This window comes from Deefgea tanakiae, from assembly GCF_019665765.1.
In the GTDB taxonomy this organism is placed as follows: domain Bacteria; phylum Pseudomonadota; class Gammaproteobacteria; order Burkholderiales; family Chitinibacteraceae; genus Deefgea; species Deefgea tanakiae.
Map to the genome: position 1 here is coordinate 411,302 of NZ_CP081150.1, position 21,243 is coordinate 432,544.

18 protein-coding genes and 1 tRNA gene are annotated in these 21,243 nt (G+C 46.0%); 8 read left to right on the forward strand and 11 right to left on the reverse strand.

The window, feature by feature from the left end:
- Window positions 1-192: 192 nt before the first annotated feature.
- The 3 genes from K4H28_RS01965 to K4H28_RS01975 all read right to left on the reverse strand — a co-directional run bounded on the left by K4H28_RS01965 (window position 193) and on the right by K4H28_RS01975 (window position 3,519).
- Entirely contained in the window at window positions 193-1,728 is a 1,536-nt protein-coding gene (locus K4H28_RS01965; protein ID WP_221006609.1) for a site-specific integrase, read from the reverse strand.
- A 120-nt stretch (window positions 1,729-1,848) separates the two neighbouring features.
- A tRNA-Ser gene (locus K4H28_RS01970) sits at window positions 1,849-1,938 on the reverse strand.
- A 66-nt stretch (window positions 1,939-2,004) separates the two neighbouring features.
- Window positions 2,005-3,519 (reverse strand): cyclic-di-GMP receptor FimW-related protein, encoded by a 1,515-nt coding sequence (locus tag K4H28_RS01975; protein WP_221006612.1) that lies wholly within the window; start codon window positions 3,517-3,519, stop codon window positions 2,005-2,007.
- A 301-nt stretch (window positions 3,520-3,820) separates the two neighbouring features.
- On the opposite strand from K4H28_RS01975, the gene K4H28_RS01980 reads away from it, so the two are divergent.
- Window positions 3,821-5,428, forward strand: a complete 1,608-nt coding sequence (locus tag K4H28_RS01980; RefSeq protein ID WP_221006614.1) for an ABC-F family ATPase — start codon at window positions 3,821-3,823, stop codon at window positions 5,426-5,428.
- Window positions 5,429-5,591: 163 nt separating this feature from the next.
- On the opposite strand, the gene infA is transcribed toward K4H28_RS01980, so the two are convergent.
- The 7 genes from infA to rbsK form a co-directional block, all read right to left on the reverse strand.
- The gene (gene infA / locus K4H28_RS01985; RefSeq protein WP_027469097.1) at window positions 5,592-5,855 is read right to left on the reverse strand and encodes a translation initiation factor IF-1; all 264 of its coding nucleotides are present in this window, start codon (window positions 5,853-5,855) and stop codon (window positions 5,592-5,594) included.
- Between the two features lie 268 nt (window positions 5,856-6,123).
- The gene (locus tag K4H28_RS01990; protein WP_221006615.1) at window positions 6,124-7,134 is read right to left on the reverse strand and encodes a LacI family DNA-binding transcriptional regulator; all 1,011 of its coding nucleotides are present in this window, start codon (window positions 7,132-7,134) and stop codon (window positions 6,124-6,126) included.
- Between the two features lie 61 nt (window positions 7,135-7,195).
- A complete protein-coding gene (gene rbsB, locus K4H28_RS01995) occupies window positions 7,196-8,131 on the reverse strand; it encodes a ribose ABC transporter substrate-binding protein RbsB (protein ID WP_221006617.1) in 936 nt (311 codons plus the stop codon).
- A gap of 87 nt (window positions 8,132-8,218) precedes the next feature.
- Complete coding sequence (locus tag K4H28_RS02000) at window positions 8,219-9,160, reverse strand: ABC transporter permease (protein WP_221006619.1); 942 nt, start codon at window positions 9,158-9,160, stop codon at window positions 8,219-8,221.
- Window positions 9,157-10,632 carry a sugar ABC transporter ATP-binding protein gene (locus tag K4H28_RS02005; RefSeq protein WP_221006621.1) on the reverse strand — a complete coding sequence of 492 codons (1,476 nt, stop codon included), beginning with the start codon at window positions 10,630-10,632 and terminating at the stop codon, window positions 9,157-9,159. The genes K4H28_RS02000 and K4H28_RS02005 overlap by 4 nt, the downstream gene beginning before the upstream one ends.
- 87 nt (window positions 10,633-10,719) lie before the next feature.
- Window positions 10,720-11,112, reverse strand: coding sequence for a D-ribose pyranase (rbsD, locus tag K4H28_RS02010; protein WP_221006622.1), 393 nt, complete (start codon window positions 11,110-11,112; stop codon window positions 10,720-10,722).
- Window positions 11,109-12,005, reverse strand: coding sequence for a ribokinase (rbsK, locus tag K4H28_RS02015; RefSeq protein ID WP_221006623.1), 897 nt, complete (start codon window positions 12,003-12,005; stop codon window positions 11,109-11,111). The genes rbsD and rbsK overlap by 4 nt, the downstream gene beginning before the upstream one ends.
- Before the next feature lie 337 nt (window positions 12,006-12,342).
- Here rbsK and K4H28_RS02020 point away from each other — a divergent pair, with 337 nt between their 5' ends.
- Window positions 12,343-13,566 carry a DUF1615 domain-containing protein gene (locus tag K4H28_RS02020; RefSeq protein WP_221006624.1) on the forward strand — a complete coding sequence of 408 codons (1,224 nt, stop codon included), beginning with the start codon at window positions 12,343-12,345 and terminating at the stop codon, window positions 13,564-13,566.
- Window positions 13,567-13,621: 55 nt separating this feature from the next.
- Here K4H28_RS02020 and K4H28_RS02025 read toward each other — a convergent pair whose 3' ends face one another.
- Window positions 13,622-14,071: a PEP-CTERM sorting domain-containing protein gene (locus K4H28_RS02025; protein WP_221006625.1), complete on the reverse strand. Its 450-nt coding sequence runs from the start codon at window positions 14,069-14,071 to the stop codon at window positions 13,622-13,624.
- Window positions 14,072-14,573: 502 nt separating this feature from the next.
- Between K4H28_RS02025 and K4H28_RS02030 the strand changes: the two genes are divergently transcribed.
- From K4H28_RS02030 to epsG, 6 genes are read left to right on the forward strand one after another with little or no spacing between them, the layout of a single operon-like run.
- Window positions 14,574-15,746 carry an outer membrane beta-barrel protein gene (locus K4H28_RS02030; RefSeq protein WP_221006626.1) on the forward strand — a complete coding sequence of 391 codons (1,173 nt, stop codon included), beginning with the start codon at window positions 14,574-14,576 and terminating at the stop codon, window positions 15,744-15,746.
- 27 nt (window positions 15,747-15,773) lie between these two features.
- On the forward strand, window positions 15,774-17,246 hold the full coding sequence (locus K4H28_RS02035) for an undecaprenyl-phosphate glucose phosphotransferase (protein WP_221006627.1): 1,473 nt from the start codon (window positions 15,774-15,776) through the stop codon (window positions 17,244-17,246).
- Between the two features lie 35 nt (window positions 17,247-17,281).
- A complete protein-coding gene (locus tag K4H28_RS02040; RefSeq protein ID WP_221006630.1) occupies window positions 17,282-18,181 on the forward strand; it encodes an EpsD family peptidyl-prolyl cis-trans isomerase in 900 nt (299 codons plus the stop codon).
- Window positions 18,181-18,972 carry a polysaccharide export protein EpsE gene (epsE, locus tag K4H28_RS02045; RefSeq protein WP_221006632.1) on the forward strand — a complete coding sequence of 264 codons (792 nt, stop codon included), beginning with the start codon at window positions 18,181-18,183 and terminating at the stop codon, window positions 18,970-18,972. Before K4H28_RS02040 ends, epsE begins: the two co-directional genes overlap by 1 nt.
- Window positions 18,973-19,000: 28 nt before the next feature.
- Window positions 19,001-20,377: a chain length determinant protein EpsF gene (epsF, locus tag K4H28_RS02050; RefSeq protein ID WP_221006633.1), complete on the forward strand. Its 1,377-nt coding sequence runs from the start codon at window positions 19,001-19,003 to the stop codon at window positions 20,375-20,377.
- On the forward strand, window positions 20,374-21,243 hold the full coding sequence (epsG, locus tag K4H28_RS02055; RefSeq protein ID WP_221006635.1) for a chain length determinant protein tyrosine kinase EpsG: 870 nt from the start codon (window positions 20,374-20,376) through the stop codon (window positions 21,241-21,243). Before epsF ends, epsG begins: the two co-directional genes overlap by 4 nt.

Below are 21,243 nucleotides of genomic sequence, written 5' to 3' on the forward strand. Positions count from 1 at the left end.
TTTTAGTGTTTGTCAACCAGTATAATGGTGCAACTTCAATAGATTGTCAACCAGTTATATAGTAAACCTGTAGTGGCACACTGATTTCGGCCAGAGAAAAGAAATGCATAGGTTCTGACTGGCCGCTTTGGCCGAGGTGTGGTGAATAAAATTTCGCACATGCTGATTGAGTTGCCAGCTTCCAATATGGATCTAAATGACACCATCCAAGCAAGGGTAGCATACAGCTTCAATCGCATCTTTAAGCATGGGGAGCGATGTTTGATTCGCGTAAATGCCTGAATTGACCCCTGTCGGAGCATGGCCTGAGGCGGCTTCTCGAATTTCCTCGACTACACCATTATCTTTCATTGATTGATTAAAGTTTTTGCGTAGGCTGTGAAAAACCTTGTCGGGGTCATCGATGCCGTACCGTAATTTGTATCTGCCAAACCATGTAGATGTTGCGCCACCCCACTTGTTTTTCTCTGTCCACGTCAATTCTGGAAATAGTCGCTCTGTTTTGGGTTGTGAGCTGACATAGTCAAGTAAACCCAGCTGGATTAATTTTGAGTGAAGCGGAGTAAGTCGCTCGCTGTGCTCAGTTTTAATGCTTTGATCATCATCGGCTTCTTCTTGTACGCTGAAGCACCAAATGCCTTCATGTTGCGCAATATCTGCGACAAGTAACTGACAAGCTTCATTAAGCCTCAGACCCGCATAGAGTCCGAGCAGCGGAACCCAATACTGTGCTGGGTGCTTGATGTCGAATTTAAGATGATTTGGCGTGAACAGGGTCACAAGTTCAGTGTCACTGAAGGGTTTATATATTTTCCTCTGCTTGTTTCGCTTGTCGTTTTTCTTGAAGCGAACACCTTCAAACGGTGATCGTTTGAAGTAGGTCAGGGCAGAGTTTGAGCTGAAGATATCCAGCACGGTCAGCCATTTACGTTTTATCGTGGTGAATGAAAGTGTACCTGCCTGCTCTCTGGCTTGGTCAATTTCAGTTTTCCAGTCTGGGGTCAGTGTGAATTTTTGAGGTAATTGCTGGATTAAGGTAAATAGCTCATGGACACGCTCGTCTGTTACGTCCGAGCACACTGCTTCCGCTCCAAAGAACCCAGTCAAGATGCCATAAATGACTTCCTTCAATGAGGTGATTTGTGCAACACCAACGCCAGACAGCGTTTTTTCTTCAATGTACATCTCGTAAATTTTGCTGAGCTTGCCGTCTTGTTTAATGTTCATCTCTACACTTTTCAGTGTTTTGACCAAATCACTGACTAACTGATTCGAAGTGGGTTGAGCCGCCGCTCGTCTTTGCTCTTCCTCATGCTTAGCAGCCATAAATGCCATGCCATCACGGCGAGCTTCTAACTGTTCGTAATGACGAGTAAATGTAGCGTGTTCGGCATCAATTGCTGTCATTTCTTCTTGGCTTGGCTCTGTGTCTGCTTCTGGTGCAGGAGCAGTCCAACCTTCCCAGAAGGTACCATTTTGCATCGCTGCAACATTAGCATCCTGCATTTCTTGTGCAAGCATTTCTTCAACGGTTGGAATTGATTTTGCCATATTGAGTATCAGCCTTTGGAAGTCTAGCTGAATTTTCGCACATCTAATGATTGCAGTCCTGCGGTCGGATGTCCGTAGTGACTTCCATATCTCAGTTTTTTTGAAGCGGCTGATTAATGTACTGGGGATACGGCAACGGAAATAATAAATCCCATTGCGTTTCGTGAGATAGCTCATGTTTCGCGATCCTTTGTGTAGCACGTTGCGTAGCACCGTGTGTAACAAATTCAGCGAGAGAAATTTTAGGCAATAAAAAAGCCCTGATTCCTCAAGGCCTTAGTATTTTATTCAAGTATTTGGCGGAAGCGCAGAGATTCGAACTCTGGGAGGACTCACATCCTCGACGGTTTTCAAGACCGCTGCCTTAAACCACTCAGCCACGCTTCCGTTTCTTGAACAGGTGCGCATAATAGCAAGCTTTCGCGCCCTTGTCTCGTTTTTTTGTAATAAATCTTATAATTTTTCTAAAACAGCAAAATTAGCCAGTGATGCGTTAGCCGTATGTTCGATTGCAGGCGAAAGACGAATGCGATAACTCTTGCCTTGCGCGGCTAGGCGGAACTCACGATTGTCGGCAAAAAAAGCCTGTGGCAGGACTAGGAAGCGGCTTTGATTAATTGATGTATTTTCTGGTGAATACACACCAAAAAAGCTGCGGTTGCCAAGTAGCGGTGTGAGCTCAACGATAATTGGCGTTTGTGAAATAGTTTCGATCCCCACATTCACTTGGCCATCGCGTTTTTTAGTGATACGGCGAACAATACCGACCGACACTGGATTCATTCCCACGCCGTCTAGACCAATAATTTCTCCGACTTGTAGTTCATCATCTCGGGTGGTTTGATAATTCACACCAATACCGGTGGTGCTTTCGTTATCGATGCTCCAGCGTGAATGAGTGTCGGTAGCTGTATCTCCACGAAGATGTCCAATCACATCATCTAAGCCGCAGGTGACTTTTATGGTTTTTTGCGTTGAGTGGCGCTCTGCTTTACGAACTGGGGCTGGCGTGTCGCGCGACCAAAGGTTAATGAGGTGTTGCATTAAATCGATATTGGCGGCTTGATTTGATTCTGCTGGTAAACCAAGTTCAACGGGGTCTTCGCCTTGTTGCAGTTTTTCTATGGTTTCTTTGATGTGTAGCGTTAAGGTTTCAGTAAACCAATAGCGCCAATTTTCACCAACCATGTCACGACGCAGGCGCTTTGGTGGCGTAGAGCCTGCAATATTGATTGCAAACAGCTGGCGATTGGGTTTTATTTGGCTTTCTAGATCGACACGACTGGCCCAGCGTTTTAGCCATTGGGTGACTAGATCGATTTGTGCGGGTTGTAGTTTTTCTGGAATAGCCAACGACAGCATTAGCAATTGCATGAATTCACGTCGAATGTCGGTGATTTCGGCATTCGGGTAGGGCTGCAGCGGTTGTGTGGCAAAGCCTTTTTGTTCGGCAAATAAGTAGAGGCGATTCAAATTGCGCCAAGTGCGGCTGTCCATTTCCATGTAACGCAGGTAGGCCCAGCGCGCTTGTTCGGAAAAGTACATTAATCCACGTAGCGTAAAGAGTTGTAGTTCTTTGTCGAGTCCGCGTGGCGCATTTTGCGTGGCTTGTTTAATACAAAGGCGGTAGCCATCGCCCATATCATTCCAGAACGCTAATAGAGTAGGGAGCACTTGCTTGGGAGTTGCGCCGTCGTCCAGTGCATTTCCTTGATAGATGGCGACTAAGTGATCTTGCAGGCTACGCGCTTTCTCATCGAGATAGGGAATGGTTTTAAAGCGTTCTTTGATATTGGTACGCGGATTGCTGTTGATTTGCTGCAATGCTTTGATGATTTCGATCTGCGCTTGCAAAATATCGCTCTCTGGCAGCTCTTTCATCATCACTGTGGCTGATTTTAAATCGTAGACACCCTCGTTCTTGCTATTGCCGAGGATGGCGCTGATGAGACTTTTGAAATCAAACATTGTGGTGGTTTTCCTGGCTACGTCGTATGCTATTTAATATTTTATACTGTAAAGATAAACGGTTGCCCTGCTATCGAGCAAGGAATAAGCATTAAATCGTTGTATTCGTTGTATTTTTTGTGAAGATGGCCGCATTTTTTACTGGAGTAGGGGTGGCACTTTTACTCAGGTGATTTTTGTGTGGGGGCAATGTGTTAAAATACGCGATGAAGAGTTCCATGCTCGATTCTGAGTGGTGAACTAACCCTAACATCTTACACCTTGCTGGCATTAACATGTAGGCGAGAAGGCCCAAAAGACAATGATTAGTTCGAATGGCATTACGATGCAGTTTGGCGCTAAGCCGCTATTTGAGAAGGTATCTGTTAAGTTTGGCGATGGTAATCGCTATGGTTTGATTGGCGCAAATGGCTGCGGCAAATCAACCTTCATGAAAATCCTGGGCGGTGATTTAGAGCCGACTGCTGGTAATGTGGCGCTTGATCCAGGTATTCGCTTGGGTAAGTTAAAGCAAGATCAATTTGCCTTTGAAGATCTGCGTGTCATTGACGTGGTCATGATGGGGCATGGTGAATTGTGGGCGGCGATTCATGAGCGTGATGCGATTTACGCTAACTTAGAAGCGACCGAAGACGATTATATGCACGCTGCTGAGCTTGAAGGTAAAGTGGCTGAGTATGACGGCTACACTGCCGAAGCCCGTGCAGGTGCTCTGCTGATGGGGGCTGGCATTCCGATTGAATTGCACAACGGCCCGATGTCGGATGTTGCGCCAGGTTGGAAGTTGCGTGTTTTGCTCGCGCAGGCCTTGTTCTCGAATCCCGATGTATTGTTGCTCGACGAGCCGACCAATAACTTGGATATTCACACGATTCAATGGTTGGAAGATACGCTGAATCAACGTGATTCAACGATGATTATCATTTCCCATGACCGTCACTTCTTGAACCAAGTGTGCACGCATATTGCTGACGTGGATTACGGCGAAATTCGTATTTATCCAGGCACCTACGACGATTACATGCTGGCTTCGACGCAAGCGCGTGAACGCACTTTGACGGATAACAGCAAGGCTAAAGAGCGCGTTGCTGAGTTGCAAGCCTTTGCGCAGCGTTTTGCCGCGAATAAATCGAAAAGCCGTCAAGCTACAAGCCGTTTGAAGCTGGCTGATAAGATTAAAGATGGCATGGTCGAAGTAAAACCGTCGAGCCGTCAAAATCCATATATTCGTTTTGATGTAGAAGATAAGCAAAAACTGCATCGCCAAGCGTTTGAATTGACGAATTTGTCAAAATCATTCGACAAGCCGCTGATTCAAAGTCTGAACTTTATCTTTGAAGCGGGTAATAAACTCGCCATCATCGGTGGTAACGGTGTGGGTAAGTCAACATTGATGAAAATGTTGGTGGGTGTGCTGAAGCCGGATGCAGGTACGGTGAAGTGGGCGGAAAAAGCCGATGTAGGTTATTTTGCTCAGGATCATGAAGAAGATTTCGCTGAAGACATGACTTTGTTTGATTGGATGCGTCAATGGTCTGAGCCTGGTGTTGAAGAGCAAGTGATTCGCGGTATTCTTGGTCGTCTTTTGTTCTCTGGCGATGATGTAAAAAAATCAGTCAAAGTTTTGTCTGGTGGTGAGAAAGGCCGTATGTTGTACGGTAAACTGATTTTGCAAACGCCGAATGTGCTGTTGATGGACGAACCTACCAATCACATGGATATGGAGTCAATCGAGTCGCTCAATATGGCTTTGGACTTGTACAAAGGCACTTTGATTTTTGTGTCGCATGACCGTGTGTTTGTATCGTCATTGGCAACGCAAATTCTAGAGCTCAATGGTGATGGCACTTTCCATCACTTCTTGGGTGGCTACGAGGAATACTTAGAGTCACGTGGCTTGGCGACTTAAGCAAGCCCTCAAAAAACCCGATCTGTTGATCGGGTTTTTTTATGTCTGTGGTTTATGCTTGCTAAAGTTTTGCGCATAAAAAAACGAGCCTTGAAGGCTCGTTATTGATGTATTGCTCGCTAGCCATTGTTAAGTAATGGCTATGGCAATATACCCATAGGTATTAACGACGACGGAATTGGTTATTCCGTGCTGGCGCAGGGCGGTCGTCTTTGTGGCGGAAGCTCACACGGCCTTTGGTTAAGTCGTACGGTGACATTTCAACAGTCACTCGGTCACCCGCAATAATGCGGATGTGGTTTTTACGGATTTTACCTGAGGCATAAGCCGTGATTTCGATACCGTTTGTGAGGGTCACACGAAAGCGAGTATCCGGATAAACCTCGGCTACTACACCTTCCATTTCTACAACGTCTTCTTTTGACATTTACTTTTCCAGTTCTTGCACATAAGCAATTAATACGGTGCCTGCCGCTGCAAATTCCCAATGGGGCGCGGTCGGCAGTCTCCCGAAATGCGGGAGTATGATCTATGCGGGAATAGCCGAACTTGCGAACGATCAGATGCCGGACATAGGCTAATTTGCTGTAAACAAGGCGCGGAGCAACTTATTTACCTACGTATAACGGCCCATACAAGGAAGGGCGGTTCACGAACAGCCCTACACTATACAGGTATTTTGTCCTTAGCAACAGTCATCGCGGTTTTTGTCGCCAATTTATGCGTGCGGGTATCCATGCCGACTCAATGGATTCGCTGGCTAGCAGCGCCATGATACGACTTAAGCTGTGCTGGGCCAGCTGGGCGCTGTCTTGCACAATGGAATTTATTGGATGCGGCATGTAATCGAGCAGGCGGTGATCATCAAAACACAATAAATGCTGCGGAACGACTTTGAACTGATCGTGTTCGTTAATGAAGGCGAGCGCGCCCTCTAGCAATGAAATTGAGGCGGCAAAGACCGCTTCGGGGTAGCGCCCTAATTGTTTGAAGCAATCTGCCATCATGGCATAACCACTTTGCTGCTGATAATCGCGGTGAAAAATGAGATTTGCATCGGGCGTTTTGCCAACACTCTGCCATGCTCGTTGATAGCCGCTTAAACGATCGACACTCGGTGATAAAGCCACTTGACCACCAAAATAGGCGATTTCATTGACGCCTTGCGCCAAGGTTTGTGCGATCAGCGTGAAGACTTGTTCTTCTGCATTGGTGACCACAAACGGTAGATTGCTATCGATAACACGCCGATCGACTAGTACCAAGGGCAGTCGTTTGCTCCATTTGGCATAGAGTTTGGCGTTATTACTGCAAGGCACCAGCATTAAGCCATCGACTTGGCGGGCCAGTAATTGCTCAACCGCTTTGGTTTCCAATTCAGCTTGATCGTTGCTGCACATAATAAAGAGTTGAAACCCCGCTTCGCGGCACAGTGCTTCTAGTGTTTGCGCGAGTAGGGCGTGGGCCAAATTGCTCAGCTCTGGGATTACCAAGCCTAGGGTTTCGCTGCGCCGTGAGCGCAATAAACGTGCCGATGTGGACGGCTGAAAGTGATGCTCGGCAGCAACTTGCCGCACGCGCTCGACCGTACTGGCGGCAATACGATATTGTTCGGCGCGACCATTGAGTACCATGCTGGCGGTGGTTTTTGAGACGCCAGCCAGTTTGGCAATATCTGCGATGGTGAGGCGTTGGTAAAGACTCATTTTTATCCCATAAAAAAGCCGATGCTCGCACATCGGCTGTTTCTGTTGCTTGACTTCAATATTACTGTTTTACAAGATCAAGTGGAACTGGAATGAACTTGTCCACTGCTTCGCCTTTGCTGAGTTTAATGGCGGTATCAACGCCCATTTTACCGATTAACTCAGGTTTTTGTTGCACTGTCGCCGCTAATTGACCGGCTTTTACGGCTTTAACTGCATCCGGTGTTGCATCAAAACCAACGACAACGACGTTTTTCAGCCCTGCCGCTTCAATCGCTTTGAACGCGCCGAGAGCCATTTCGTCGTTATGTGCAAACACGCCTTTCACGTCTTTATTGCCTTGCAGAATGTTTTCCATCACGGTGAGGCCTTTCGCACGGTCAAAATCCGCCGCTTGTTTAGCGACTAATTTCACGTCCGCTTTACCATCAACGACAGCGTGAAAACCTTGACCGCGTTCACGCGCTGCCGATGAGCCAGGAATGCCTTCTAGCTCAACAATATTGCCTTTGCCGCCGATTTTCTCGAGCAAGAATTCACCAGCCATTTTGCCACCAGCGATATTGTCTGATGCAATGTGCGCGTTGACTTCAGCGCCATTCACGCTGCGATCGAGAGAAACAACTTTGATGCCCGCTTTCAGTGCTTCTTTGACGACGCCAGCAACGGCATCTGAATCGGCAGGATTAATCAAAATGACTTGGACTTTTTTCTGAATCAAATCTTCGATATTCGAGATTTGCTTGGCCGAATCGTCTTGCGCATCGACGGTGATGAGTTTAACGCCTTGGGCTTTCGCTTCGGCATCTGCGCCATCACGCAGAGCAACAAAGAACGGATTATTTTGTGTGGAAATCGCCAAGCCAATACTGAGTGGCGCGCCCGCTGCGGCGGCTGCCGGTTCGCTGGCGGCTTGGGTATCTGGGCCTTGTTTTGAGCAGGCGATCAGGCCTGTTGCGAGTAGACCGACTAAAAGTGGTGAAAGAATGCGTTTCATGATTGACTCCAAATAATTTTAACGAAAAGTAAAACTAAGGGGTATTGCTACTTATGCACTGCTAATTATTCTTTACAAGGCGATACATCACTTATTTTTATTGGCGCGATCCAGTAATACGGCCAGCAAAATCACAACGCCTTTGATGACTTGTTGGTAAAACGAAGACACACCGAGCAAGTTCAAGCCGTTATTCAAAATCCCGATCAACAGCGCGCCGACCAAGGTGCCGAAAATCCAGCCACGGCCACCTGTTAAGCTCGTTCCGCCGAGCACGACTGCGGCAATTGCATCCAGTTCATAGCCAGTGCCCGCTGTGGGTTGAGCGGAATTTAAACGTGAGGTCAAAATCATCCCTGCGGTAGCAGCCATGGCGCCCGACAAGGTGTACACCCAGATTTTAATACTGTCGGTGTTGATGCCAGAAAGACGAGATGCTTCTTCGTTGCCACCAACGGCGTAGACGTGGCGACCAAAAACGGTGTTCTTCAATACAAACCAGAAAATACCAAACATCACCAACATAATGATCACAGGAACGGGAATGATGCCTGCGACATAACCACCGCCAAGCATGGCAAAGAAGTCACTGTTTAAGCCGGTAATCGGGCGGCCTTCAGAAAACACCAAAGACAGGCCACGCAAAATCGTCATCATGCCGAGCGTGGCAATAAATGGAGCGACTTTACCCTTGCTAATGACCAGCCCGTTCAGCATACCCATGCCGGCACCGGCCAAAATACCAACGCTAGTGGCGACAATCGGATCAATACCGTGACTGAGCATCAGCGCCGTCAAGACCGACGACAGCGCCAAGATTGAACCCACTGACAAATCAATCCCGCCGAGCAAAATGACTAATGTCATACCAAAGGCAATCAGCGCATTGATCGAAACTTGACGGAATACATTGAGTAAATTGCCCATGGTTAAAAAGTCAGGGCTGGTAATCGCGAGGCCGGTCGCCAATACCAAGAGTGCCAAGAAGGGGCCGAGTTTTTGTAATGTGGCCTTGTGTTGTACGTTCATTTCAAACCTCCAGTTGCTGCAGTCATGATGGTTTCGGCGCTGGCTTGGGCAAAAATCCCTGCCTGTTGGCCTTGATGCATAACGAGAATACGATCGCTCATTGCTAAAACTTCGGGCAGTTCAGACGACACCATCACAATGGCGACGCCCGACTGAGCTAGTTCGTTGATAATTTGGTAAATTTCAGCCTTGCCGCCCACATCGACACCGCGTGTCGGTTCATCTAAAAACAGCACTTTTGGTGCAATGCCAAGCCATTTGGCAAACACCACTTTTTGCTGATTACCACCGGAAAGCGATTTCACTTCCAGCTCGGCGTCGCGAGTACGGATGTGCATTCGATCAATTTCGTTTTGCACCACACTCATTTGCTGTGTTTGATTGATGACCCCAAAACGGGCGTAACGAGATAAATTGGCTAGGGTCGCGTTTTCTCTGACCGACAAGCCCAGTACCAAGCCTTGGCTTTTACGATCTTCAGTGACAAAACCAATGCCAGCAGCAATCGCATCGCTTGGTTTTTTAACGTGTAGAGCAACACCATCTAGTTCAATATCGCCCGAGACTTTGTGGTTGATACCAAAAATGGTTTTCAGAATTTCGCTGCGACCTGCACCCATCAAACCTGCGATGCCAAGTACCTCACCAGCGCGCACTTCAAAATTGATATTGCTAATGCTGGCATCGGCTAAACCGCTGACCTTGAGACGAATGTCACCCAAGGTGGCATTTCGAGTCGGGAAGCGTTCGCCAATTTCACGGCCCACCATCATGCGGACGATTTCATCAAAGCTGGTTTTAACGATTTCTCGCTCGCCAACAAATTGCCCGTCGCGTAGTACTGATATCTTGTCGCAGACTTTGAAGATTTCTTCCATGCGGTGCGACACATACACAATCGCCACGCCACGGGATTTCAAGTCGGCAATAATCTCAAACAGCTTTTCGGTTTCGCGTTCTGACAGGGCGGCAGTGGGCTCATCCATAATCAGGGTTTGCGCATTGAGCGAGAGCGCCTTAGCGATTTCGACCATTTGCTGTTGGCCGATGGATAAGCTGCCCGCTTCGACATCAGGATCGAGATTTTCAATGCCGAGTAATTTGAGGTATTCCAGACAATCAGCGCGCATTTTGATCGTATTAATAACGCCAAACCGTTGCGGCTCACGTCCTAAAAACATATTCTCCATCACCGATAACTGGGGAATCAGGTTGAGTTCTTGGTGAATGATGGCGATACCGAGCTTTTCGGCATCGACTGTATTTTTTATTTGGGTATCTTTCCCATCGACAGCAATACTGCCGCTATCAGCTTGATACACCCCACAAAGGATCTTCATTAGTGTGGATTTTCCCGCGCCATTTTCACCCATTAGCGCGTGTACCTCACCGCGATCAACCGAAAACTCGACGCCTTCGAGTACTTTGACGGGGCCAAAAGCCTTGCTGATGCCACTCATTTTGATCAACATCGCCGTCTCCTAACTAATTACGTGCGGTAACTGAATCGGGGTAAGTACATTCTCGATGCAATTGGTTTTAATCAACATCGTCATCCCCTAAAAAATCACGCCGGAATACAGCACGATATTGGCGTAAGGGCTGGCTTCGCCGGTGCGGATAATTGCTCGTGCTTGCTGGGTGAGCTGCTTGAATTCGCTGTGTGGCACAAATTCAACGGTAACGCCTGACAGGGTTTGCGCTTGCGCAGCCACGGCTGGATTTTGGCTTTGGCATTCGCTCGCCAATACCGCGCGCTCGACTTGGAAATCTTCCAAGATGCTGTTGAGTACCGCAAAATACGATGGCGTACCACGACCAAGAGATAGGTCAATGCACTCCACATGCGGTGGAATCGGTAGCCCGCAATCGGCAATGACGATGCAATCGGTATGCCCCATGCTGGCAAGAATGCGACTGATGTCGCGATTAAGATGACCGAGCTTTTTCATTTTGTGTCTCCAGCTAAAAACGAATTGAGTTCAGCTAAAGTTGGCATCCCGCCTTGTGCTCCTGCACGCGTTACCGACAAAGCGCCGGCAGCGCAGGCTATGCGGCTGGCTTCGCTTAATCCCAAATGCCAAAATGCAGCCAATGCACCATTAAACGTATCGCCAGCACCGGTAGTGTCGACCGCGTTCACGTTGAAGCTTGTTTGTTGACGCAATTCACCGCTTTCAGTGGTGTACCAAACGCCGTCTTTACCTGCGGTCATGAGGATTTGGCCAGGATATTGTTGTAGCGCTGCTTGCCATTCGTTCTCTGGCGTACCGAGTGCGATGCTGAGTTCAAATTCATTCGGTGTTAGTAGCGCCACTTGAGCCAGTAATGCTGGAGAGAGTGGCATCGCTGGAGCAGGGTTCAGAATGAACGGCTTGCCGTGGCTTTGTGCCAATTGCGCGGCCATCTCGATGGTGGCGAGTGGCGATTCAAACTGGGCAATCACCACATCACAGTCTCGGAATGCATTTTCGGCTGCAAGTAGATCTTCAACTGATAAATCAGCATTAGCACCTGGCACGACAATAATCGCGTTATCGCTGCCTGCGAGCGTAATCATCGCAATGCCGCTGGTGGTATTGGCGCTACGCTGGATCCATTCGGTATTGACGCCTTCGGCGATGAGTGATGCTGTCAATTCTTGTCCAAACGCATCGTCACCCACACGGCCTATCATCGTGACTTCAGCACCCAAACGCGAAGCAGCGACCGCTTGATTCGCGCCTTTGCCACCGTGGTAGGTTTTAAAAGACCGACCAAACAAGGTCTCGCCCAAACGAGGGAATTGGTCGACTTGAGCGACTAAATCCATATTGATACTGCCTACTACTAAAACCTTACTCATAGCGCCTCCGCAATCCTTGCGTATCAGATCGGTGATGAATAAATCATCAATACGGCCATGCTAAACCGTAATCAGCACAAGGAATTTGATTTATATCAAATTTGTGTAGTGAAAATAAATACACTACATCCCTAGTGCTAGAAATCGCGATAGTGAAACTACTGATGATTTGAATGGTGATGTTTGATGACATTAAGTCATTGATTTAGTTGAAAATTCAACTTAAATCGAGCGGAGACTGAACTTTCCCATGCTGTGAGGTAACGGTTTGTATTATTGCTTGCTGTTCGTGGGAAGTTTTTTTAAGCTACGCGATTAAGCAAAAAAGGTTTAGCTCATGTCTTTACGTAGTCTGGCAGCAATCAGTTTCGGTGGTGTTTTAGTCGGGTGTGCTACGCCCAGTACAAGCCCCGTGCCGACTCCGCAGGTGACAGCTACGCCTGTTGTTGCGGTTACGCCAATACCACTAACCAGTCCAATACCGCAGGTTCGTGTAGAGCCAAGTCCAACACCTACGCCAGTAGCAACGCCTAGCCCAAAGTCTTCGCTGACTACTAATGAAGCGCGAGCCTTATTGAATCAACTGCTGCCACCAAAAATGCCAGACCGAGCGGGTTGGAATGCGGATATTTTGGATGCGTTTACTGCGCTGAAATTACCCTACACTGCTGAATATTTCTGCGCTGCTGCAGCAACGATAGAGCAAGAGTCGAGCTGGCAAGGTGACCCAACGGTGCCCGGTCTACCAAAGATCGTCTGGAGTGCGATTGGTGAACGAGCCGAGAAATATCATATTCCCTTGATTGCTGTGCAGACGGCGCTGTTAAAAACATCGCCAACCGGCCGAAGTTACAAAGAGCGTATTGATACGCTACGTACAGAGCGCGAGATGAATAATTTATTCGAGGATTTAGCGGATGAAGCTGAAAAACTAAAGTTACCACTGAATATGAAAAACCCAATTCGCACCGGGGGCCCGATGCAAGTTAGTGTTGAATTTGCGCAAGGGCACGTGAAAGCGTGGCCTTATCCCTATGCGATGAAAGGCAGTGTGCGCAATGAAGTCTTTACCCGTAGAGGGGGGACGTATTTCGGTGTAGCCATTCTGCTGCAATACCCCGCGCCATATACCGATATGGTGTACCGCTTTGCTGATTTTAATGCTGGGCGTTATGCCAGCCGCAATGTGGCTTACCAACAAGTGGTAAGCAAATTGACAGGGCAAGAGCTGGTGCTTGATGGTGATTTGCTTCGATATAGCGGCGGCGTACCCACCGGGGTCAGTGGCACGCAGACAGCGGTATATGGCTTAAGTGGCAAGCTAGGCATGAGCCAAGACGCCATCTTGCGAGATTTGAAGCAAGAAAAGCTCGCTGCTTTTGCTCAGAGCGAGCTATACAAGAAAACCTTTGCGCTCATCGAAAAAAATGGCCAAACCCACGCTCGTGCTGCGATGCCACAGATTGATCTAAAAAGCCCAAAAATCAGCCGCAAGTTGACAACGGAATGGTTTGCGAATCGAGTGAAGTGGCGGTTTGATACGTGCATGGCGCGTCGTTAATTTAAGCTTTAAAAAAACAAAAACCCAAAGAATTAATCTTTGGGTTTTTTATTGCCTACTCGGTGCGTGATTGGTTTTTCTGTGCGTGATACGCGCGCTTGCGGCGTGCGAGAAGCAAACCAGTTAGCCCAATTGCCATTAGTGCATAGGTTTCTGGCTCAGGTACGGCAGGTATTATTGGAGGAGGAATCGTAGCAGTAGGGGGCGCAATAGGTTTCGGTGGTGTGGTCAGTGTATCAGGAAAACTGAATGCAGATGGTGTCCCTCCTTGCTTTGAACCACCGAACAAAGTGGAGCTACTCAATGGTGTGCTGCTAGCTAAAATATCCTGTGCCTGAGTTGTATTTGCAGTAAACAGTTGCTCAATCGCGACATTGCCATTGTCCTGCTTGCCTGCAAGTACGGAGATGGCGGGCGCATCAACGACAACCTGTTGCTGAAGAATCGATGCGTGAGATTGCAAGCATAAAAGAACTAAAAATACAGAAGAAATAAGTTGCAACATTGGACAGCACTCATTACGAATTGAAAATAATAGATGTTAAAAAAGAAGCGATAATTCATATCTTACTGCATGAACATCCGTGAGCAGATTTAGTATGAGTTTTAATCTAGGTATATTAGTATTTTATTTTAAAGTGATTTTCAATTTTATAAGTAATTTTAAAAAATATAAAATGAGTAATAAGTATATGATATATCATATGCAATGTGGTGAAAAATCAAAAGACTGTTGCTAGCTTCTTTGCCGTTTTTTGAGTGATTGTAAGTTTATTTTAGCAGATGGTAACGAAGTGGCTTAGTTGCATAAATTCGAGTTAGCAATGCTGCTGGTAGAATCATCGGTATGACCAAATCAGCACCTTTTCCAAGTATTAGCAAATAGTTAATTATTAAATCATTATTTGCTGATGGTTGGGTTGTAAAATGAAACTAAATTGAAATAAAATTGTAGTAGAATTAAGATCGACTATTGTTCACAATCTCAGCAACTGGATTTGATGTTAATGTTTAAAAACAAACTTATTTTTTTGAGCGTACTTACGATTGGCAACTCGCAAGCCGCGTACGATCAGGAAGATACGGTTAAATTATTCGCTGATCTTGCCTATGTATACGATTCAAACGTATTCCGGTTGTCGGATCAGCAAGAAAATAACTCAACCCGCAGACACCAACAAAAAAGTGATTCGAGCATCACAACGGGCCTTGGTGGTCGCATCGATTTACCGCTAAGTCGGCAAAATGTGTATGCCACCGCACAAGTTTCATATAGCAATTACTTAGTTTTTGATGAGCTCAATGGCCCCGCTTGGGATTTGGGCTTGGGCTGGAATTGGGTGGTGGGTAATCAGTGGAGCGGTAATTTAGCAGCCTCTACGAGTAATGCCCTGTCTTCTTTTGACGATGTGCGTACCTCAGTCGTTGATACCGTACAAACAAACCGTGTGAGCTGGAGTGCGAATTATCAACTGCTCAGTAATTGGGCGTTGATTGCCAATGCGGCATACGTGCAAGAAGACCATGATGTACGCAAATACCAAAATGCGAATAATCGCAACTTGGGTGCTGGCGTGCGATACACCTCAGATCGAGGATTTGCACTGACCTTGCTGCACAATTGGTTAGAACACAAATACGATGAGAATTTCATTATTCCTGCTGATTTGCGGGGATATACCGAACAAAATACCAGTTTGGGTCTCAATTGGCCCGTGACAGCAAAATTTAATGCCAATGTAACGGCGGGCTACACCCAATGGAAATCGGACTTCAACGGGCAAAAGAGCACAAAGCCAACCGGAGCCATTGATTTAGTCTGGAAAGCCACCGCAAAAACAACGCTTAGCACCGGCGCAGGGCAAAACTTTGATTCATTCGGTAGTAATTTTGTGGGGCGTGATTTAGAGCGTAACGCTTATATTGCTGCGGATTGGCAGTTTTCTGATAAATCCAAGTTTGGGGCGCGCTACAACTATCGCCAAGTAGAGACAGAAACATCGAATGGTTTGCGTACTCAAGATTCAATCTACGACACATATCAATTGTCGTATGACTACAAAATACTGCGCAGTATGTTGATCAGATCGTATGTGCAGTTTGAAAATAGGGATGAAAAAATAAACCAATTTGATTACAGCGATGAACAAATTGGCGTCTCTCTTAAATATAATTTTTAAACTTTAAACCAATAGGAAAAGCCCGTTTTGCACCAAGATGTCCCTGAACGACTCAGTTTGAAAGCAAGCACAGAACAAGATCAAGCTTTGCGCCAGCCCAGCTTGCTGGGTGACCGTTTTCGTGAGTTTAGTAATTCATCTCCGGTCATTGGATTCTTTAAGCTATTTTTAGACCCGTTTCTTGCGGTAGCTACGCTCTATGCTTTAACCATACCCTTTGCAATTGCGCATGATGGTGTATTGGTGTTGATGGCCGTGCTGACGTTTTTGCTCACGGCAGTTATGCTTGATGGCGTATTTTTGTTTGTGCCAGGGTACTCTAGGCCTTTACTGGGCTTGGGGCGTTTTGCAATCGAATGGTTTGCTGTTCTAGTCACCCTGTATTTAATTGGCATGGTCTCTGGGTTTAACGCTTATATACACCCTCCTTATTTTGTCGCATGGGCGATCAGCGCACCGCTGGTGCTGGTCTCTACGCATTTGTTATTTCGCTTGTTTGTGCTGCACCCTGGTAAGCAAGATATCAAAAACGTCGTCATTATCGGTGCGAACACACCAGGCCAAGCGTTGGCAAAAAACATCCAAACGTATTCATATTTAAAAATGAACTTTTTGGGGTTTTTTGAGGATCGTGAATCCTCGCGCTTGGGCGATATCAATAAAAAAGAAATTATTGGTGATCTCACCGCCTTTCCTGAGTTCGTTAGCAGACATAATGTGCAGCAGATTTATATCACACTACCAATGACTGCTCAGCCGCGCGTGATGGCGATTTTGGATTGCCTGAAAGACAGCACGGCATCAGTTTATTTTGTACCGGACTTGTTTGTTTTTGATTTAATTAATGCCCGTTTTGATCATGTTGCCGGTTTGCCCGTGGTCGCGATTTGTGAAAGTCCATTTTTGGGGCTAAGCGGTGTAGTGAAGCGTATCAGCGATATCGTATTATCGCTGATGATTTTGGCTTTGATTTGGCCGGTACTTCTGGCCGTTTCAATCGCTGTTAAGTTGACTTCACCTGGGCCGATTTTCTTTAAGCAAAAACGCTATGGTGAAGATGGTCAGAGTGTCTTGGTGTATAAATTTCGCTCGATGACGGTGATGGAAAACGGCGATAAAGTCATTCAAGCCACCAAGAATGATGTTCGATTAACACCGATTGGTGGCTTTATTCGTAAAACTTCACTGGATGAATTGCCGCAATTTATCAATGTATTGGAAGGCAAAATGAGTATTGTCGGCCCACGGCCGCATGCTAATGCTCACAATGAGCAATATAGAAAACTCATTAAAGGTTACATGATTCGCCATATGGTCAAGCCTGGAATCACGGGCTGGGCGCAAGTCAATGGTTTCCGCGGTGAAACCGATACGCTAGACAAGATGGAAGGGCGTATTGCCTACGATTTAGATTATTTAAGGAACTGGTCGGTCTGGCTAGATATAAAAATTATCTGGATGACCGCCACTAGCATGTTTAGAGATAAAAACGCATTTTAGAAATTTTTTTTGAACAGTAATTTAAGGATTCAAAAATGAATAAATTAAGCCCTATCGTACTCGCAATTTCAGCCGTACTCGTTTTGACTGCTTGTGGTGGCAAAGAAGAGAAAAAGTCCCCTAGCCAAGTATTGGCTAAAGTGAATGATGCCGAAATTACCGTGCATCAGCTTAATTTTGTATTAGCGCAAGCACCAAGCGCCAGCCCAGAACAAAAGCAGCAAATTTTAGATCAGCTGATTGATCAAGAATTATTAGTCGAAAAAGCAACCGAACTGAAATTAGATCGTGATCCCAAAATTGTTCAAGCTATTGAAGCATCTAAGCGCCAAATCTTAGCGCAAGCGGCTGCTGAGCGAGTGATTGGCAAGCCTGCTGAGCCAACAAAAGCAGCTGTGGATGAGTTTTATGCCAAAAATCCAGGCTTGTTTGCCGACCGAAAAACTTACGAATTCGTCATGTTTGCTTTTGCTAAAGACAAATATAGCGACGTCATCGCAAAACAATTAGATACCGCCACGACCCCGATGCAAGTGAAGTCGGTACTAGATGCCGCCGGTATTCAATTTGAAAGCAATGAGAGCAACCGTTCTGCAGAGCAATTGCCGATGCCAATGTTGCCCAAGTTTGCCGCTATGAATCAAGGCGATATTTTGGCAATGAATGAAGGCGACAAAATGGTGCTGTTGCAACTGAAAGCTAGTACTCCTGGGCCAGTTAGCCCAACGGAAGCAGAGCCGATGATCAAGCGCTATCTAAGCACGAACAACGCACAAGAAAACGCAAAAGCTAAATTAAAAGCATTGCAAGCGGCAGCCAAGATTGAATATCTACAAAAATTTGCCTCCGCTCCAGCTCAAGCACCCGTTGCCGGAGCGAGTAATGCATCGGCAACCGATGACAGCCTTAAGGCCGGATTGAAGGGGCTTAAATAATGATGAAAAAAATAGGCTTACTGCTGTGCTTTAGCTTGCTCAGCCTGCTGGCTTCTGCCTCATGGGCAAAGCCACAGGGTGAGTATGTCTTGGGGGCGGGTGACGTGGTGAAAATCCAAGTTTACGACCATCCAGATTTAACGACAGAAGTTCAGCTCAATAATGAAGGTGGTTTGGCATTTCCATTGATTGGTGAGGTCAAACTGTACGGTTTGGATTACACCCAAGCAGAGGCACTCATAGCCAAAAAATTAACGGAAGGCAATTTCATTAAAAAGCCCAATGTGAATGTATTGATCGTGCAATACCGCAGCCAACGCGTTGCAGTATTGGGCGAAGTGAACAAGCCCGGCCGTTATGCGCTCGATAGTGCCACCAATATCATCGATTTGCTTGCCATCGCGGGCGGTATCAGCCCTGCTGGCGGCGACACCATTGTGATTTTGCGTGGTGAAGAACGTATTGAATATCGCTTAAGTATATTGACTCAATTATCAAATCCAGAAAAACGTCTAATTCAAATCAAAAATGGCGACACGGTATACATTCCAAGAGCGCAGCAATTTTATGTGTACGGTGAAGTGGCTCGTCCCGGTGTTTTTCGCTTAGAGCCAAAAATGACCATGATGCAAGCGCTATCTGTAGCGGGTGGATTTAATCAACGCGCCTCCCACCGTAACCTCCAAATTCACCGTGTTGCAGCAGATGGTCAAGTAGAAAAAATTGCAGCAAAACTCACCGACTTAATTCAGGAAAATGACACCGTTTTCGTGCAGGAAAGTTTGTTTTAACCGCACCCTACATTGCTGAGTAAATTCGATGACTTTAGAACAATTTTTAAATATATTGCGAGCAAGAAAATGGATCGCGATATCTGTATTTTTTACGGTTATGCTCGTAACGCTGCTTGTTAGCTTATCGCTACCGAAGCAATACACCGCAGAAGCTGCATTAGCTATTGATGTGAAAGCCGCTGACCCCGTCACAGGTCAGCCTATAGCTGGGTATATGGCGCCAAGCTTTATGGCCACACAGGTGGATATGATTACCAGCCAAAATACTGCTCTCAAAGTGGTAGATACTTTGGGATTTGCTAAATTGCCAGAAGCGCAAGCGCAATTTATGGCTGCAACCCAAGGCAAGGGTGAAATTCGTAGCTGGTTTGCTGAGTCTTTACTTCGAGGCTTAAATGTAATTCCTAGTAGTGAAAGTAATGTTATTACACTAAATTACACGGCCGCAGACCCTAAGTTTGCTGCAACGCTCGCCAATAACTTTGCTCAAGCTTATATCCGTACCACGATAGATAATAAAATTGCCGCAGCCCAACAAAATAATGTTTTTTTTCAAGAGCAATTGAAAACATTACAGCGAAATTTAGAGCTGGCGCAAAATAAACTTTCTGAGTATCAGCAAACACATGGCATCGTCGGTTCCGATGAGCGCTTAGATGTAGAAACTCAACGGCTTAATGAATTATCGAGTCAAGTCGTAGGTGCACAAACACAAACCTTTGATGCTCAGTCCCGCACACGCGGTGGCACAATAGCGCCCGATGTATTAAATCATCCACTTATTCAACAGCTGAAAGGGCAACTAGCCGCTCAAGAAGCAAAATATCAGCAGCTTTCTGAAAAAAATGGTCCAAACCATCCACATAATCAGCAGGCAATGGCTGAACTTAATGCAACACGCAGTCAATTAAACGAATTCATGGGGCAATATGCTGGTGGTCTGAGCAGCGCAGCAGGTAACTCAGCCTCACGTCAAGCAGCACTGAATTCAGCATTACTGGCACAAAAAGAGAAAGTTCTCGATTTGAAATCGCAGCGCGCAGCCATCGATGTATTGCTTCGTAATGTAGATAATGCACAGCGTAGCTACGATCAAGCTTTGCAGCGCTTCAGTCAAACTATGCTCGAAAGCCGATTAGATCAAAGTAATATTTCAATTATCAAATCAGCGTCAGAGCCGATCAATCACTCAAAGCCAAATACACCACTCAATATGGTGTTGGCTGTATTTGTAGGGGCATTATTAGCAATAGGTTTTGCTATGTTAGCTGAATTATTAGATCGTCGAGTGCGAACCAAACATGATATTGAAAATGTGCTGGATTTAGTTGTATTGGCCGATTTGATCCAACCTAAGGCTAAAAAATATAGATTGGCTCGCCTATACGGAGTGAAAGCATGAGTAATAATGAAATTCAAGTTTTGCCAAGTTTGGCAAAAGGAAATATCGGCCAGCAATTACTTGACAGTGGAAAAATTAATACAAGCCAAGCAGAAAAAATCTTGCAATTGCAAAAAGAGAGTGGGTTGCGCTTTGGTGAGGCAGCAATAAAATTAGGATTAATTACGGAAAGCGATATACAAGATGTTTTATCACAACAATTTGAATATCCATATCTCTTATCCGGCCAAAGTACAGTAGATGAAAGTCTGGTTGCTGCATATTCACCATTTGATTCGAGGGTAGAGACTTTACGCAGCTTGCGAAGCCAAATCATTTTAAGATGGATGGAGAATGGTCATAAATCAATTGCCATTTCTTCTTATGATTCCGATAGTGCGAGTGATTTATTAGCTGCAAATTTAGCCGTCGTATTTTCTCAATTAGGCGAACGAACCTTATTCGTTGATGCGAATTTGCGATCAAATAGTAAATCCAATCTATTTGGCCTAAAAAATAATTCAGGACTAAGTGATTTACTTGCAGGCCGCACTGACCTTTCGTGCATTCAAAAGATCGCAGACCTTCGCGATTTATCAGTATTAAATTCAGGCACAGCGGCACCAAATCCTCAAGAATTATTATCAAGAGACGCATTTGGTCAATTATTTCAACAATTAGAGTCTCAATTTGATGTCGTAATATATGCGACATCAAAGCTAGAGACGGCGATGGATGCGCAATTTATCGCCTCCAGAACCAAAGGCGTATTACTTGTTGTTCAAAAAGATAAAACGCCTGTAAAAGGGCTCGCCTCTTTAAAAGAACAATTCAACGCCAATAAGATCGAGATTATTGGTTGCGTCCTAACTGAGAGTGATAGTTAG